This window comes from Kribbella sp. WER1 (assembly GCF_054189145.1).
On sequence record NZ_CM135186.1, the window covers coordinates 3,404,448 to 3,418,929 of the forward strand.

Annotated in this window: 10 protein-coding genes; 3 read left to right on the forward strand and 7 right to left on the reverse strand. The window is 68.8% G+C overall.

Annotated features, from left to right (window positions below):
* Positions 1-12: 12 nt before the first annotated feature.
* From ACXJJ3_RS16545 to ACXJJ3_RS16575, 7 genes are all read right to left on the reverse strand, one after another.
* Complete coding sequence (locus ACXJJ3_RS16545; RefSeq protein ID WP_458170988.1) at positions 13-1,362, reverse strand: ABC transporter substrate-binding protein; 1,350 nt, start codon at positions 1,360-1,362, stop codon at positions 13-15.
* Positions 1,363-1,518: 156 nt separating this feature from the next.
* A complete protein-coding gene (locus ACXJJ3_RS16550) occupies positions 1,519-2,244 on the reverse strand; it encodes an SDR family NAD(P)-dependent oxidoreductase (RefSeq protein WP_458170989.1) in 726 nt (241 codons plus the stop codon).
* Positions 2,241-3,332 carry a glycoside hydrolase family 88 protein gene (locus ACXJJ3_RS16555; protein WP_458170990.1) on the reverse strand — a complete coding sequence of 364 codons (1,092 nt, stop codon included), beginning with the start codon at positions 3,330-3,332 and terminating at the stop codon, positions 2,241-2,243. Before ACXJJ3_RS16555 ends, ACXJJ3_RS16550 begins: the two co-directional genes overlap by 4 nt.
* Entirely contained in the window at positions 3,329-4,135 is an 807-nt protein-coding gene (locus ACXJJ3_RS16560) for a hypothetical protein (protein ID WP_458170991.1), read from the reverse strand. The genes ACXJJ3_RS16555 and ACXJJ3_RS16560 overlap by 4 nt, the downstream gene beginning before the upstream one ends.
* Positions 4,136-4,145: 10 nt before the next feature.
* Complete coding sequence (locus ACXJJ3_RS16565) at positions 4,146-6,326, reverse strand: hypothetical protein (RefSeq protein ID WP_458170992.1); 2,181 nt, start codon at positions 6,324-6,326, stop codon at positions 4,146-4,148.
* 84 nt (positions 6,327-6,410) lie between these two features.
* The gene (locus tag ACXJJ3_RS16570; RefSeq protein WP_458170994.1) at positions 6,411-7,619 is read right to left on the reverse strand and encodes an exo-alpha-sialidase; all 1,209 of its coding nucleotides are present in this window, start codon (positions 7,617-7,619) and stop codon (positions 6,411-6,413) included.
* Positions 7,620-7,634: 15 nt separating this feature from the next.
* Positions 7,635-9,998, reverse strand: a complete 2,364-nt coding sequence (locus ACXJJ3_RS16575; RefSeq protein ID WP_458170995.1) for a polysaccharide lyase 8 family protein — start codon at positions 9,996-9,998, stop codon at positions 7,635-7,637.
* Positions 9,999-10,208: 210 nt separating this feature from the next.
* On the opposite strand from ACXJJ3_RS16575, the gene ACXJJ3_RS16580 reads away from it, so the two are divergent.
* The 3 genes from ACXJJ3_RS16580 to ACXJJ3_RS16590 are packed head-to-tail and all read left to right on the forward strand — an operon-like array spanning position 10,209 to position 14,367.
* On the forward strand, positions 10,209-11,837 hold the full coding sequence (locus ACXJJ3_RS16580) for an extracellular solute-binding protein (protein ID WP_458170997.1): 1,629 nt from the start codon (positions 10,209-10,211) through the stop codon (positions 11,835-11,837).
* Between the two features lie 42 nt (positions 11,838-11,879).
* Positions 11,880-13,154 (forward strand): sulfatase family protein, encoded by a 1,275-nt coding sequence (locus ACXJJ3_RS16585; protein WP_458170998.1) that lies wholly within the window; start codon positions 11,880-11,882, stop codon positions 13,152-13,154.
* Positions 13,155-13,176: 22 nt separating this feature from the next.
* Positions 13,177-14,367: an ROK family protein gene (locus ACXJJ3_RS16590; RefSeq protein WP_458170999.1), complete on the forward strand. Its 1,191-nt coding sequence runs from the start codon at positions 13,177-13,179 to the stop codon at positions 14,365-14,367.
* Positions 14,368-14,482 lie beyond the last annotated feature (115 nt).

Below are 14,482 nucleotides of genomic sequence, written 5' to 3' on the forward strand. Positions count from 1 at the left end.
GGTCGGCACGCCTCACTGGTACTGCGCGAGGATCGAGTCGGCCTTCTTCTGCGCGTCGCCCAGCGCGTCCGACGCACTCGACTGCCCGCTGACCGCGGCCTGCAGAGCACCGAGAAGGATGTTGCTGACCTGGCTCGTCGCATGCGAGTTCAGCGACGGGGCGGCGTACTGGAGCTGCTGGATCGCGGTGTTCGCCTGCGGGTACTTGACGCTGTACTGCTTCCAGGCCGCCGTGTCGACCACCGCTTTGCGGCTCGGCACATAACCGGTGGCGACCGACCAGCGCGCGGCTTGGGCCGGCTGCGTCATCCACTCGATGAAGGTGAGCGCCGCAGCCTGCCGGGCGGCTGGGATGTTCTTGAAGACATACAGGTTCCCGCCACCCGTCGGTGCGCCGTACTTCTGGTCCTTCGGCATGAACGCGGTGCCGACCTTGAACTTCGACTGCTGCAGGATGCTCGTCAGGCCGCCGCTGGAGTTGTACAGGTAGCCGACCTTGCCGCCACTGAAGGCTGCGGGAGCCGACACCGCGTCGATCACGCCCTGCGGCGAGACCTTGTACTTCGTGGCAAGATCCACCAACCAGGACAGGCCTTTGATCGCGGCCGACGTGTTGAAGGCGACGTGGCTGAGGTCGGAGCCGTTGAGGTCCTGCCCCGCCTCCATGGCCAGCCCCTGGAACTGCCAGATGACCGTGGGGAAGTGAACGCCCCACTGGACTTTCTTGGCAGCCATCATCTTCTCGCTGGTGCTCACCACGTCGTCCCAGGTCGCCGGCGCCGAGGTCGCGCCGGCGGCATGCAACGCATCGGCGTTGTAGAACAGCACCGGCGTACTGCGCTGGAACGGGAGGCCGTAGGTGCCGCCGTCCGACTTCGTCTCGTTCAGGAACGCCGGGTAGAAGTCGTCGAACGCGATCGAGACGTTGTTCTTGTGCGCGAGCTCGTCAATCGGCTGCAGTGCCTTGACGTCCAGTAGCGACTGCTGATCGCCGAGCGAGAGGATCGAGACGTCGGGCGGGTTGCCGCCCTTGACCGCGGTCTGGATCTTGGTCAGGTTGGTTGTGTAGTCGCCGGTGAACGACGGCTTCACGCGGATCTTGGGATGCGCCTTGTTGAAGTCGTCGACCAGCGACTGCATCGTCTTGGCCAGCGGGCCCGAGACACCCACCGGGTAGAGGTAGTTCAGGTCGACCGTGCCGCCCGACGGACTGCTTCCGGTGCCGCTGCCGCAGGCGCTGAGCAGTGGACCGGCCGCGACCGCGCCGCCAACCCCCGCGACCCCGCCGATAAAGGTGCGTCTCGACAGCGCCCGCCCGGTCCTCGCCCGGCTCGCTCGCACGGAGACTGTGTTGGTGATCATGCCGTTTCCTCTCGGGAAATCGCCGTACCCCGGCTGTTCCCGATGGTGCCAGCCACACGATGGGCCGTCAAGAAGTAATCATACAAAGTGACTACAGGCTGAACGCTCGCAACCGATCAGTACTTGCCCTAGGCATCCAATACGGCAGCGCCGCGGTCAGTACCGAGTGGTCGTCAGGCCGCCGTCGACGACGATGCAGGCTCCGCAGACGTATGACGCGTCGTCCGAGGCCAGGAAGGCGATCACGGACGCGACCTCCTCGGGTCGTCCCAGGCGTCCCATCGCGGCCAGGTCCGCGTGATGCACGCGCTCGACGTCGGCGGCCCCGTCCCAGACCCGGGTGTCGATCGCTCCGGGCATGACCGCGTTCACCCGGACGGTACGGCCGTAGTCGGCGGCCAGCTGCCTGGTGAGCGCCGCCATCCCGCCCTTCGCGGCGGCGTACGCCGGATGGCCGCGGTACCCCGCGACGGCGTGCACCGACGACACGTTGACCATCGCGCCACCACGTGCGGAGAGCATCGGCAGCGCCACCCGCGCGGAGTGGTACACCGAGCCGAGATCGACGGCCAGCTGCCGCTCCCAGTCTTCGGGAGCGAGCGCGGTCACGGGCGCGACGGTCAGCGTGAAGGCGTTGTTGACGACGATGTCCAACGGACCTGGCAGATCCGCCGCGAGTTCGTCCCAGGACCGGGCATCACCGACGTCGAGCTGTCGGAACGTCGCGGCGGCGCCGATCTCGTCGGCGACGGCGCGCCCGGTGTCGACGTCCACGTCCGCGAGTACGACAGACGCGCCGTCGCGGGCCAGCCGTCGGGAGGTCGCCGCGCCGATCCCATGCGCGCCGCCCGTCACGAGCGCAGTTCGCCCGGCGAGGTTCATGGTCTTGTACCCAACGCGAGTACTGCGGGTCCCTGGCCCCATGGCACCCGGAAACCACGGGGCACGTGCCGATAGTGGCTCGGTTCGGTACAGGCCCACACTGCCGCCGAGACGTCGGCGAGCGTGCCGTCGGGCTGCAGCGATGCACGGACCGCCTCTGCCGCGGAGGACGCCGCCGCTCTCGTCGCGGACACCCGGCCAGGTGGGATGAGACCGACGTCCTCGGCACGGCGGAACGCCACGGCCATGAAGGCGGCCGTCGAGGACTCCCGGCCCGAGGACGGATCGGTCACCACCGCGTACCAATGACCGTCGGCCCGCTGCAGCTCGGTCATCGACCCGATCAACCGCCGGGCGGCCACCACGAGCGGCTCGAGGGCCGGCGCGCTCGCCACGTCGCGCGCGGACTCGAGAACGTCGAGGAGCCCGAGGAGCGCCCAGCCCTGTCCACGCCCCCACCCCGGACCGAACGTCCGGGAGTCCCCGGCCAGGAAGAAGTGATCGAACAAACCGTTGTCCTGCTGGAGCAGCCGTACGTAACCCAGCGCCTGGTCGAGGCCTGTCCGCCAGTACCGTTCCTGCGCGGTCGTCGCACCGAGCGCGACCAGGTAGGCCGGGTCGAAGTGCAGGCAGTCGACGAACACACCCGGTGGTGGATCCTTCTGCAGGGCAGCATCGTGGCCGTGCAGCGTCGCCGGCCCGTAGGGCTCGAGCAGCGGTGCGCGATCCCAGGTCGCGAAGACGCCGCTCACCGTCGGCCGTGCGATCAGGTAGTCGGCCAGCTTGACCGCGGCGCCGAGCAACTGGTCGTCGTCGTACCGGACAGCGGCCCGCACCATCGCGAGACCTGGCGCGGTGCAGTCGAGCCGCCGGAACGGCTCGGCGCGAGTCGCCCAGCCGCGCATCCAGCCGCGGGCGAAAGCGGCGTACGTCGGGTCGTCCAGTCGATCGCTGGCGACGGCCATCGCCTCGAAGGCCACCGAGTCTCCGAAGCTCCAGGTTTCATAGGGCAGCGCCAACAGACTGTCCGCGACCGACCGCAACTGCGTCTGCTGATCGGTCGGGGTGCGGCGTCCGGAATCTGTCATCGGATGTCGACCTCCATTGTCCACCTGACCGGCTTGCCCGCGCGCAGCCGGAGGACCGCATCGTTCTCGACGGCCCTGGCGAGCGAGTCGTAGTACCCAGTGCTCGGCTCGATCGCGATCACCGGCTCCCTGGCGTACGCGCGGTTGTCGAACCAGAGGCCGACGTAGGGTGCGATGTCTCCATCCCACCGCAGCCTCAGCCGCCCGGCCCCCGGCACCACCAACGCCGCGCTGTCGGCCGGAACCGCCGGGTCCAGGTAGAACTTGCGGCAACCACCGGCGGCGACCGAGTCGATGCTCAGGTCAGCGTCGGTGAGCACGAACCGGTGACCCGGTCTGTCGAAGGCGTCGACGGCCCGGTCGGTGCCAACCTCAACCCGGCTGCCCGCCGGCGCGCGGAACTGTGGATGCGCGGCCCACAGAAACGGCATGTCCTGCTCGGCGACGACCTCGTACTCGAGGCTGATCCCCTGACGTCGCCGGGAGACCGTACGCCGGAGCCGGTACGGCAGACTCGTCCCGCGGGCCGTGGTACTCGCGCCGTCGGACGTCCAGACCGCATCCCAGAGGTCGCCGTGATCGGGCAGCGCCTCCCCCGCCGGTCCGCAGCATGCGACGATCGTCGGCGCGCACTCGTCCCAGCCACCCATCTCGGCCTCGACGAAGGGCGTCCCCGGCGGCGCCGGTCTGCAGGGCGGCAGCAACCACTCGTACCCATCCGCATCGAGCAACGAACGGATCTTCGCGCCGCGCCGGGCGTCGACGACGGCCATCAACTTGTCGGGTCCGAAAGATGCGGTCATCGACTGGCGCTCATTCCGCGTCGTCGGAGAAGCGCACCTGAACCCACTCGACCTGCGCGGAGCCCGCCTGCTCTGCCAGGTCGACCACGAGGATGCGGCCGTCGATCGGCTGCCGACGTTCCACGGCAGAGCCGTCGTCGAGGTGCGTGACTATGTGCGCCTGCCCCGAGACGGCGCGCGTGATGCGAAGTCGGCCGGCGTCGTACGGGACGATCCGGAGCTCGGATGCGCCGACGATGCCGCCGTCGCCGCCGGCAGCGACGACGACCTGCGCGGTGGTGTCGACACCGCCGTACTCCGTGACACCGCCCGAGCCGTTGAAGTGCCGAGGCCGCAATGCGACGAGCGTCGGCAGGCTGTCCTCGAGCCGTGCCCAGGACGACGAGCGGGCCGCGGTGGACGCGCCGATCCGCGGCGCCCGGAGCGGCTCGACGCGAAACACCGCCGACCGACGGACCAGCTGCGCCAGCCCGTTGTACTTGGCGATGTCCCGCCGGCTCGGCCGGGATCCGATCGGGTCGCCGGTGAAGCTGCCGAGCGAGCCGATCGACCCGGTCGCCACGGTGTCGAACCAGATCTCGGCCATGCTCGGCCAGTCGTATCCGCCGGACCCGTAGCTGGGCATGCCGAGCTCGCCGAGCAGGCTGCTGAAGTACAGCCGGCGGTTCGACTCCTCGTGGTACTCCTCGCCGGCCAGCCAGACGTCGTCGATACTGTGCAGGTCGATGTGGTCGCCGAAGAGCGGGGACAGGTGGTAATACATCACCACGACGTCCGGAACCTCCTCGCGGACCGCTCCCATCACGATCTCCAAGGCGAGCTTCAGCAGGCGTTCGCCTCCCCAGCGCGGGTCCTTGGGCGCCGCGATCGACAACGACGGAAGCTCGTACCCGAAGTCGAACTTGACCAGGTCGGGCCGGTAGCGCCGGGCGAACCGCCGCGCCAACTCTCGAAGGGTGTCGGCGACGACAGGCTGGGTGACGTCGTACAGGTAGTACCTGCCGTCGCGACCGCCCTTCACCACCGGGCTGCCGTCCGGTCCGTGCAGCATGTGCTCCGGTCCCAGTCCTACCTCGGCAGGGTTCTCGCACCTCAGGAAGGCGGTCCACAGCCCGACGAAACAGCCGGCCGCACGGATGTCCCGCAGTCGCTTCTCGAAATCGGGAAACCGGTCCTCGCAGTGCTCGAGCGGACCGTAACTGTGTTCCCACTTGTCGTCGATCACGAAGCACTGGGGCCGCAGGCCGGAGGCGTTGAGTTCACTCCAGATGTTGTCCAGCGATTCCTGGTCGAACAAGTTCCACTGCCGCCCGGAACCGGCCTGCGCTCCCCAGGTGTTGTACTGCGCGGCCGCCATCACCTGGAGCTTCCGCGCGTTCGGTTGGGCAATCGCGACGACACCTGACCGGACCAGCGCCTGGTAGTAGCCAGCGATCGCGTCCCTGTAATGGCCGGCGAACGACCAGCACCAGGTCGAGCCTCGAACGTCTGACCCGGCGTCGGCGGGCCCCCACAGGTCCTCCCGGTAGTCGAACACGACGCTGTAGCGCCCCGCGCGACTGACCAGCCGCAGATCGGCCGCCGGGAGATCGGCGAGACCGGCGCAGAACGCGTGCGACAGCTTCTCGCGCAAAGCGTCGCGCTGGTTGGGCCAGCCGTGCAGGCTGTGCCCGGCTAGGTAGTGCACCGGCAAGGCCCATTGCTGATGCTGGACCGTGTCGTCCATCCCGCTGCCGCGCCCGACCCAGGAGGCGAACGACAACACCGCATGGCTGTCGACGACAGGCCCCACCCCTGGCGACGCGCTGATCCCCGGCTGCACCAGATATGTACACGCGAGCGCCGGAACCGCGCCGCTCCCCGCGAACAGGTGCATCGACCGCAGCGGCCGCGCGAGCGGGTCCACCACCCGCACCGGATCCAGCCAGCACGCCGCGTCCTCGAAACGCCAGGACACGACCATCCGCAGTCCGTCGCCGTTCCCGTATTCGACTGTGAGGCGGCCGGCGTCGTCGTCGACCGCCTGCACGACGCACTCCGACAGGTCGCCCGAGGCGAACTCGAGCACCGGCTGCATCGCCGCACCGACGATCGCCCGGTCCGCGGGATCGGTGATTGTGAACCTGTCACCGTCCGGGTCCCACGACCACGTGTACGCCGCAGCACGGCGGACTACCGGAGCGATCGTCATACCTGGCCCGCCCTTTGATTCCTCATCTGCCGAAGAGTGCCACCAAGGCCGGACCAGGGTCAAGGATTAAAAACTATTGTACGATTATTTTGATATCAGCTTGAGGACGCCGATCATGATCTTGTTGCCGTCGGGGCGGACGTTGGCCATGGTGGTGACGAGGTGGTGGGGGCCGGCCAGTTCGATGGCGCCCCAGAAGCCCTTGCCCGGTAGGTATGCCGTGGCGTCGCCGAAGGTGCGGGCTTCGCGGTCGCCGAGGCGGATTTGCTGGCGGGAGGCCTGGTTGTAGGAGAGGACGGATTCGCCGGAGGGGAAGCGGGCGAGGTACGGGGCGGCGCCGGGGAAGAGGTTGTTCTGGCGGTCGGCTGGGCCTGGTTCGTCCATGCCGAGGCGGTCCGGCCAGTTCTGGGCGGTGTAGGCGAGGGAGATCATGTAGTTGCCGTCGGCAAGGTGAGACTCCATGGCGAGGGCGATCCCGCCACTGGGGTCGATCTGGAGGGCGCTGGGCATCTGGTCGGTGAACATCTTGACGCCGGTGTCGGTGGTGCGGGTGTACTGCTGGGCGACGCGGTCGGCGGCGAACGGGTAGTCGGTGACGTCGGGCGTCCAGGTGCGGCCGCGGTCCTGGGAGCGGATGATCGCGACGCCGGTCGAGCCGGTCACGTTCTCGACCACGCGTTTCGGGGCGGAGTGGGTGAAGTAGACCTGGACCTCGCCGGTGTCGGTCTGGTGGATGAACGGTTCCCAGTTCGCGCCGACGTAGATCACCTGCTCGGGTCCCCAGGTGCGGCCGTTGTCGGTACTGCGGCGCAGCATCAGGCCGTCGAGCTTCATGTTGGTACTGAAGGCCTTGTTCGCGCGGAACGAGGACACGACGAGGAGGTCACCGTTGTCGAGGACCCGCGCGTCCGCGGAGGAGTAGCAGCGGTCGTCGGCGCCGTCGAGGATCTTGCGGGTCGCGAACAGCAGCTGCGGTTTGGCCCAGGTCTTCAGGTCGCTGCTGGTCGTCCAGTAGATGCTCCACGCCTGCTGCGACGTCTGGTAGATGAGGATGAAGCGGCCGTCCCGCATCCGCTTGATGCGCGCGTAGTGGGCTGTCTGGGTGTTGAGGAAGTCGGCGTCGAGTTCGACGTATCGCGCGGTGTCCAGCTCCAGCGACGGTGCTTTACGCGGTGAGGCGGCGGCCCGCGCCGGTGCGGCAATCCCGGCTGACCCGGCGGCGCCGGTTGCGAGCAGGGCGGCGGTACCTGCGAGGACGTGGCGGCGGGCGATTCTGCGTTCGAGTGACGGCATGCTCTGGCTCCTGTCTCAGTGGCGGAAACGAGCGATGTACGAGCGACCGGCCGATCCGGTCAGGTCGACGGTCAGCGATACGGAGTTCCCGTGGCTCGCGGCCTGGACCTGCGCGTCGCCGCCGAGGTGTTGTCCGGCCGGGACAGCCACCTCCACGGTGACGTTGCCGGTCAGCAGCTGGGTCGGGTCGCAGACGGCCACGCTGAGTACGCCGCGCCGGTCGCTGACGACCACCGACGCCGTACGGTCGACCGAGATGCCTCCGACCGGCGGCGTACCGGGCGTCCAGAAGTTCGCCATGGTCAGCCCGAGGTCACGGCGCCGTACGGCGTGGACCGCCGGGGTGTTCGCCAGTACGTCGACCACGCCGCGGCGGGCGAACTGTTCCGTGGCGGTCCGCGACGCCCCGGGCAGCTGCACGTACGCGTAGCGCGCGTCGGCCGGGTCGGTGCCGTGGTCGATCCACATCGTCGCGAAGCGCCGCGTGTAGAGCGCCGGGTCCTCGTAGACCCCGCGCAGGTCGAGGTCGGTCCAGCGCCCGGAGCGGTGCTCCCGCAGTACGTCGACCTCGGTCGGTTCCGGGAAGACGTAGCCGCCGACCTTGTCGAGGTGGGCCCAGCGCATCCGCCGGCGAGTCGCGTCCGTACCGGGGTCCAGCACGCGCCCGTCGACGGTCAGCCGAGCGGTACCGGACGCGCCGAGGTTCCGGTTCTCGACGACCGTCTCGACGCCGAAGCCGTCGGTACCGGAGATGCCGGAGCCGAGGCAGATCACCGCGTCGTCCATGCAGAACCAGGACTTGTTCCCGCGCAGCGTCTGGCCCTTCGGGTTCAGCTGCATGCCGACCGCGGCCCGGTCGTCGAGAACCGCCCCGCCCGCCCACTCGTTGAACGTGTACCGGCTGACGCCCTGCGGCAGCGTACGAAGGTCCCTCGTGACGCCGGGGATGCGGTAGTTGTCGGCGGTCGGCCAGTACATGTCGGCCCAGTGCCCGACCTGCTCCGGCAGGTAGACGTAGACCGCGCCTTCGCCGGTGTACCAGCCCCGCCCGTTCTCCTGGTTCGCGGTCTCGAAGGAGTAGACGGCGTGCCGGTCCATCGCGATGCCGTACGCGAACCCGGGGCGCCGGTGGACCGCGCGGGCCATCGACGGGGCGACCCTGGTCGCGACCTTTTCGCCGGCGGCCGGAAGCGTACGGTCGGCCAGTACGGCGCGGGCCTCGGCGATCGACGGGATCCGGACCTGCTCGATCGGGATCGGGTCGTACACGAAGAACGGCTGGAACGTGTCCGCGGTCAGGTACGTCTTGAGCTGCGACCTCAGCGCCCGGGCCTGGACGTCCGGGAACGCCTGCGCCAGCTGCAGCAACGTGGCGGTGGTGAGCCGGCCGATGCGGTGATCGGTCTCGTAGAACCGGGACAGCGCCCGCCCGCGGGTCATGTCCATGAACGCGCCGCCGTACATCCACGGCAGGTAGTTGTCCTGGACCCAGCTGACCACGCGGTCGACCGCCTCGGACGAGAACGCCCAGGCCGTCCCGCGGGTCGCGACCATCCCGTAGGTCAGGTACTGCAGCAGCGAGACACCGTAGCTGCCGTTGTACGAGTAGTGGACGTGCTGGACGAAGCCGCCGTCGGTGTAGAAGCCGTCGCCGGCGGTGGAGTACGGGAACATGCCCGACCAGGCGGACTTCGCGAGGTCGAGCGTCGCCTTGTCCCGGCTCAGCGCGCCGCGGAGCAGGGTGACGGCCGAGGTCCAGTTCAGGTTCGCGCTCGTCGCCTTGCCGGATCCGATGACGTGCGGATCGGGCTCGTACCGCGCGATCGCCGTCATCGCGGTGGTGATCCGGTCCGTCGACAGGTCGTCGTACATCAGCACGCAGAAGTCGTTGAGCGCCAACGGGATGCCGATCTGCCAGTCCCACCAGCCGCCGTAGATCGCGGTCACGCCGTACTTGTGGGCGAGGAACCAGTCGAACGCCTCGATCAGGTCGGCGGTCAGTTCCTTGTCGCCGTACAGGGCGGAGCCGGGTGATCGGAGGGCCAGCGCGAGTTGCCTGAGCCTGCCGATGTTGTTGCGCTGGACCGCGGGGATCGTGCTGCTGTCCAGGTCGGACCAGAGCCAGGTGCGTGCGGCGGACTTGTCCATCGTGCGCCAGAGGTCTGCCGCGACGGCCGCGGAGTCCCGGACGTACTTCGCGACCACCGGATCGCTCGCGTCCTGGGCGACCAGGGTCTCGAGCCACTGGCGGCGGACGACGTCGAAGTCGGTCTCCGAGGTGGCTTTCGGGTGGGTGAGCTGGACGGCGGCCGGCACCAGGACGGCACCCCACAGGAGGTTCCGCCGGGAGAGGTTCGGCGCGGACAAGGGGTCGGGCATGGCGCACCTCGGAGAAGTCGACGATCAGCGGTCGAGCGCTCATGCAACTCCGGGGCCGGGCGTCACGTCAAGAAGATAATACCTATTAGCAGAGACATTTCTATTTCTCGAAGTCGAATTAACAATAGGCCCTTGACAAATTATTCGAGCCGATGCGAATCTCGTGACCCGGCAACCGGCCCTGCTGTCACCGTGGAAGGTCTGAACACCATGCCGAAGTTCGATTCGCAGATGTTGTCCCGGCGGACGGTGCTCGGCGCCGGCGCGGCGCTCGGTGTGGCCGCGGCCGTGCCCGGGTGCTCCAACTCCGGCCGTGGCGGCGGTTCCGGCGCCAACGACTCCGCCGCCAAGGCGAAGGTCCGGCCCGCCTACGTGCGGTACGACGGCGTCAAGGCCGACCTGCCCGGCGCGCAGTACGGCATCCCCGACGGGTTCGTCCACTACCCGGCCAAGCCGGTGCAGGCGATCACCGAGCCGCCAGGCGACGGCAAGCCGATCCAGGTGCTGACCAGCACGAACACCCCGATCCCGCCGAACGTCACCCAGAACGCGTTCTGGCAGAAGTTCAACCAGCAGGTCGGATCACCCGTCCAGCTGAGCCTGACGCCGTCGGTCGAGTACGACCAGAAGTTCGCGACCTCCGTGGCCGGCGGCGCCCTCGGCGACATCTTCTCGATCGGCAACGTCCCGCAGAAACCGCAGATGCTCGCGGCCAAGGCCGTCGACCTGACGCCACACCTGGCCGGCGACAAGATCAAGAAGTACCCGTACCTGGCCAACCTGCCGGAGACCAGCTGGAACGCCACGATCTTCGACGGCAAGGTGTACGGCGTCCCGATCCCGCGCGGCGCGATCAGCTCCGAGGTGCTGTACGCCCGCAAGGACATCCTGGACGCGCAGGGCCTCCCGGCCGAGCTGAAGAGCGCCGACGACTTCGTCCGGCTCTGCAAGGCGCTCACCGACCGGCGGAAGAACCGGTTCGCGATGGCCGACCTGCCGACCGGGTACGTCCGCAACATGTTCGGCATCGCGAACAGCTGGAAAGAGGCCGACGGCAAGCTTGTCAGCAGCTTCGAGGATCCCGCGCAGGAGGAGGCGCTCGCGCTGGTCCAGAAGCTGTGGAAGGCCGGCTACATCCACCCCGACGCGTTCACCAGCCAGAACCAGGACCGCAAGACGCGGTTCGGCAACGGCACCGGTCCGTTGGTTCAGGCAACGTTCAGCGGCTGGCCGACGTACCTGCAGACGATGGACCAGGACGCCGAGATCGCGATCATCCCGCCGCCCGCCCACGACGGGTCCGGTGTCGGCCACACCTGGTTGGGTGCGCCAACGTTGTCGGTCACCGCGATCAGCAAGTCGGCCGAGGACCGGGTCGAGACGATGCTTGCCTACCTCAACTACCTGGCCGCGCCGTTCGGCACCGTCGAGTACCTGTTCCGCAAGTACGGCATCAAGGGCATCGACTACCAGGTGCGCGACGGCGACCCGGTGCTGACCAAGAAGGGCTTCAGCGAGACGCAGCTCGCCCTGCAGTACCAGGCCGACGGGCCGTGGGCGATCTTCCTGCCCGAGCGGAAGGGCAGCAGCGAGGCCTGCTTCAACGCGATGAAGCAGATCTGCCCGGACGCGATCCCCAACCCCGTCGACGGTATGTACTCCGAGACCGCCAGCCGCAAGGGCGGCCAGCTCACCCGCGACCTGAACGCGGTGTCCGACGACATCATCCAGGGCCGGAAACCGTTGTCGGCCTGGGCAGAGGCCGTGAAGAAATGGAAGAGCTCCGGCGGCGACAAGATCGCCGAAGAGCTGTACACACAGTACAAATCGTCTCGCTGACCGGTTTCCGAACACGTTTTCCCGCCAGGAGGATCCTTCGCCATGCGGCGACCGAACATCGTCTACTTCCACACCCACGACACCGGCCGGTACGTCGAGCCCTACGGTGCGCCGATCCGGACGCCGCGGCTGCAGGCGTTCGCCGAGGAGTCGGTGGTGTTCCGGAACGCGCATTCGGTCGCGCCGACCTGCTCACCGAGCCGGGCCGGACTCCTCACCGGGCAATGGGCGCACAGCTCGGGAATGCTCGGCCTCGCCCATCGCGGACACCGCCTCCGGAACTACGACGAGCACCTGATCCACACGTTGCACCGGAACGGGTACACGTCCGCGCTGGTCGGCGTACAGCATGAGGCGAGTGGTCCGAGGTCGGCGACGAAGACCATCGGGTACCACGAGGAGGTGCCGACCGCGAACGAGCTGGCGCCGGCGCGACGGGACGCGGCGGTCAGCTACCTGCGGCGCCGCCACGACCAGCCGTTCTTCCTCTCGGTCGGGCTCCTGGAGACGCACACGATGAAGTCGGCCGACTGGCTGTTCGGCCACCCGGGCGGTGACGAGCGGTGGACCGCGCCGGCGCCGACCATGCCGGACGCGGTCGTCACGCGCCGGGACATGGCGTCCTTCCACGCTGCCGCCGGACAGGTCGACCAGACCTTGGGCGCCGTACTCGACACGCTGCGCGAGCAGGGGCTGGACGACAACACCGTCGTACTGGTGACGACCGACCACGGACTGGCGATGCCCGGGATGAAGTGCACGCTCGGGGCGACCGGGACCGGCGTGATGCTGATGCTGCGGGCTCCCGGGCTGCCGGCCGGTCTGGCTGTCGACTCGCTGGTCAGCCAGGTCGACGTGTTCCCGACCTTGTGCGCGTTGCTCGGGATCGACGAGCCGGAGTGGTTGCAGGGACAGTCCTTGCTGCCGACGATCGACGGGCAGTCGGTGCGGGACGAGACGTTCGCGGAGATCACCTATCACGCCGCGTACCAGCCGCAGCGGGCGATCCGCACCGACCGGTGGCTGTACGTCCGATCGTTCGACGACCAGGACCGGCCGAACCTCAACAACGTCGACGCATCGGGTAGCAAGACGCTGTGGGTCGAGGCGGGCTGGGCAGATCATCCAGTACCTCGGGTCCGGCTGCACGATGTGCTGTTCGACCCGCACGAGCGGTCCAACCTGGCCGGCGACCCGGCGACGGCGGCGATCCAGGCCGACCTCGCCGTACGCCTCGACCGCTGGATGATCGATACCGACGACCCGCTGTTGCGGGGACCCGTACCGCCTCCGGCCGCGGCCGGGCAGCCCGCGTGAGGCTCTGACCTAGTATTCAACGATGGCTTCCGGCACGGTGCGGACCGAGCTCATGGTGCGTCAGCGCAATGCGACGGCCTCCGCGATCATGCGCGCGATCGTCCGCCAGGGCCCCCTCGGCCGCAAAGGGCTCGCGGCGGCCACCGGCGTCACGTTCACCACGATCACGAAGGCCGTGACCGAGCTGATCGAGCTCGGAGCCCTGACCGAGTCGGCACGCCTGACGCCCAAGGGCGCCGGGCGTCCCGTCGTACCGCTCGACGTACCCGACAAGCAGCGGCTCGTCGTCGGCGCGCACCTGCATCCGGAAAGTACGTCGTGTGGCGCGTTCACGCTCCGCGGCGAGCGGATCGCCTGGCGGACGGCGCCGGCCCGCGGACGCAACCAGCACGAGCGGATCGAGGAGGCGGCCCGGCTCGTCGACGAGGTCGTCACCGAGGCCGGCCCCTCCGCCGTACTGGGGGTCGGCGTCACGACGCCCTGGGCCGAGGTCCATCACGGGCAACCGCCGCCACTCGTGGCCGACGTCGACCACGACGAGCTCCTCGAAGGTCTGCGCGAGCGGTGTCCTCTCCCCGTTCGAGTGGAGCCGAACGTCCGCGCGCTGGCCGTCGAGCACTACTGGTGGGACGGCGCGGGCGACGACGTACTGACGGTGCTCGTCGGGCGCTCGATCCGGGTGGCGCAGATGCGCGACGGCGAACTGGTCGGAAGCGGTCCGTATACCGGCGGCCTGGTGTCGCACCTCGTCGTACCGGGATCCAGGTACCGCTGCGACTGCGGCCAGATCGGCTGCGTCAAGGCCACCTGCACCGACGACGCCCTCCTCCGCCGCGCCGTCGACGCCGGCCTACTCCCACCCGGCGCCCTGCAACGCGACCTCTACCCCACCGAGGACACGAAACAACTACGCCAACTCCGCCGCTCCCGGGCCCGAGACCTGGGCCGCGTCATCCCACTGATCATGAGTCTCGTAGCCCCCGCCGAAACCGTCGTCCGCGGCCGCCTCGGCACCCCCGACGAAATCACCGCCTGCCTCGAAGCCATCCGTACCCGCCACCACGAACTCGTCGGCCGCGAAGCCAGCGTCCAATACTACGAAGACAGCCGAGCCGGCAACTGGGCCCACGCCTCCGCCGCCCTGGCCCTCGACCGCTACCTAGCCTCCCCCCTCGACCACGAACTGGAACTCGCAGCCCGCGACCACAAGTAGTGGACTAGTACTTTCGGGTGGGGTGGGGACCAGTCGCGGGCGGGATGTGGGGGGACGGTCGGGGTCGGCAGAGTGAGGGGCGTCAGGAAGGCTTGCCGGCTGGAGGGAAAGCAGG

Coding starts and splice junctions, on each gene's coding strand:
- ACXJJ3_RS16560 (WP_458170991.1), bottom strand. CDS start 4,135: ATGACCGCATCTTTCGGACCCGACAAGTTGATGGCCGTCGTCGACGCC.
- ACXJJ3_RS16565 (WP_458170992.1), bottom strand. CDS start 6,326: ATGACGATCGCTCCGGTAGTCCGCCGTGCTGCGGCGTACACGTGGTCG.
- ACXJJ3_RS16550 (WP_458170989.1), bottom strand. CDS start 2,244: ATGAACCTCGCCGGGCGAACTGCGCTCGTGACGGGCGGCGCGCATGGG.
- ACXJJ3_RS16555 (WP_458170990.1), bottom strand. CDS start 3,332: ATGACAGATTCCGGACGCCGCACCCCGACCGATCAGCAGACGCAGTTG.
- ACXJJ3_RS16580 (WP_458170997.1), top strand. CDS start 10,209: ATGCCGAAGTTCGATTCGCAGATGTTGTCCCGGCGGACGGTGCTCGGC.
- ACXJJ3_RS16570 (WP_458170994.1), bottom strand. CDS start 7,619: ATGCCGTCACTCGAACGCAGAATCGCCCGCCGCCACGTCCTCGCAGGT.
- ACXJJ3_RS16575 (WP_458170995.1), bottom strand. CDS start 9,998: ATGCCCGACCCCTTGTCCGCGCCGAACCTCTCCCGGCGGAACCTCCTG.
- ACXJJ3_RS16545 (WP_458170988.1), bottom strand. CDS start 1,362: ATGATCACCAACACAGTCTCCGTGCGAGCGAGCCGGGCGAGGACCGGG.
- ACXJJ3_RS16585 (WP_458170998.1), top strand. CDS start 11,880: ATGCGGCGACCGAACATCGTCTACTTCCACACCCACGACACCGGCCGG.
- ACXJJ3_RS16590 (WP_458170999.1), top strand. CDS start 13,177: ATGGCTTCCGGCACGGTGCGGACCGAGCTCATGGTGCGTCAGCGCAAT.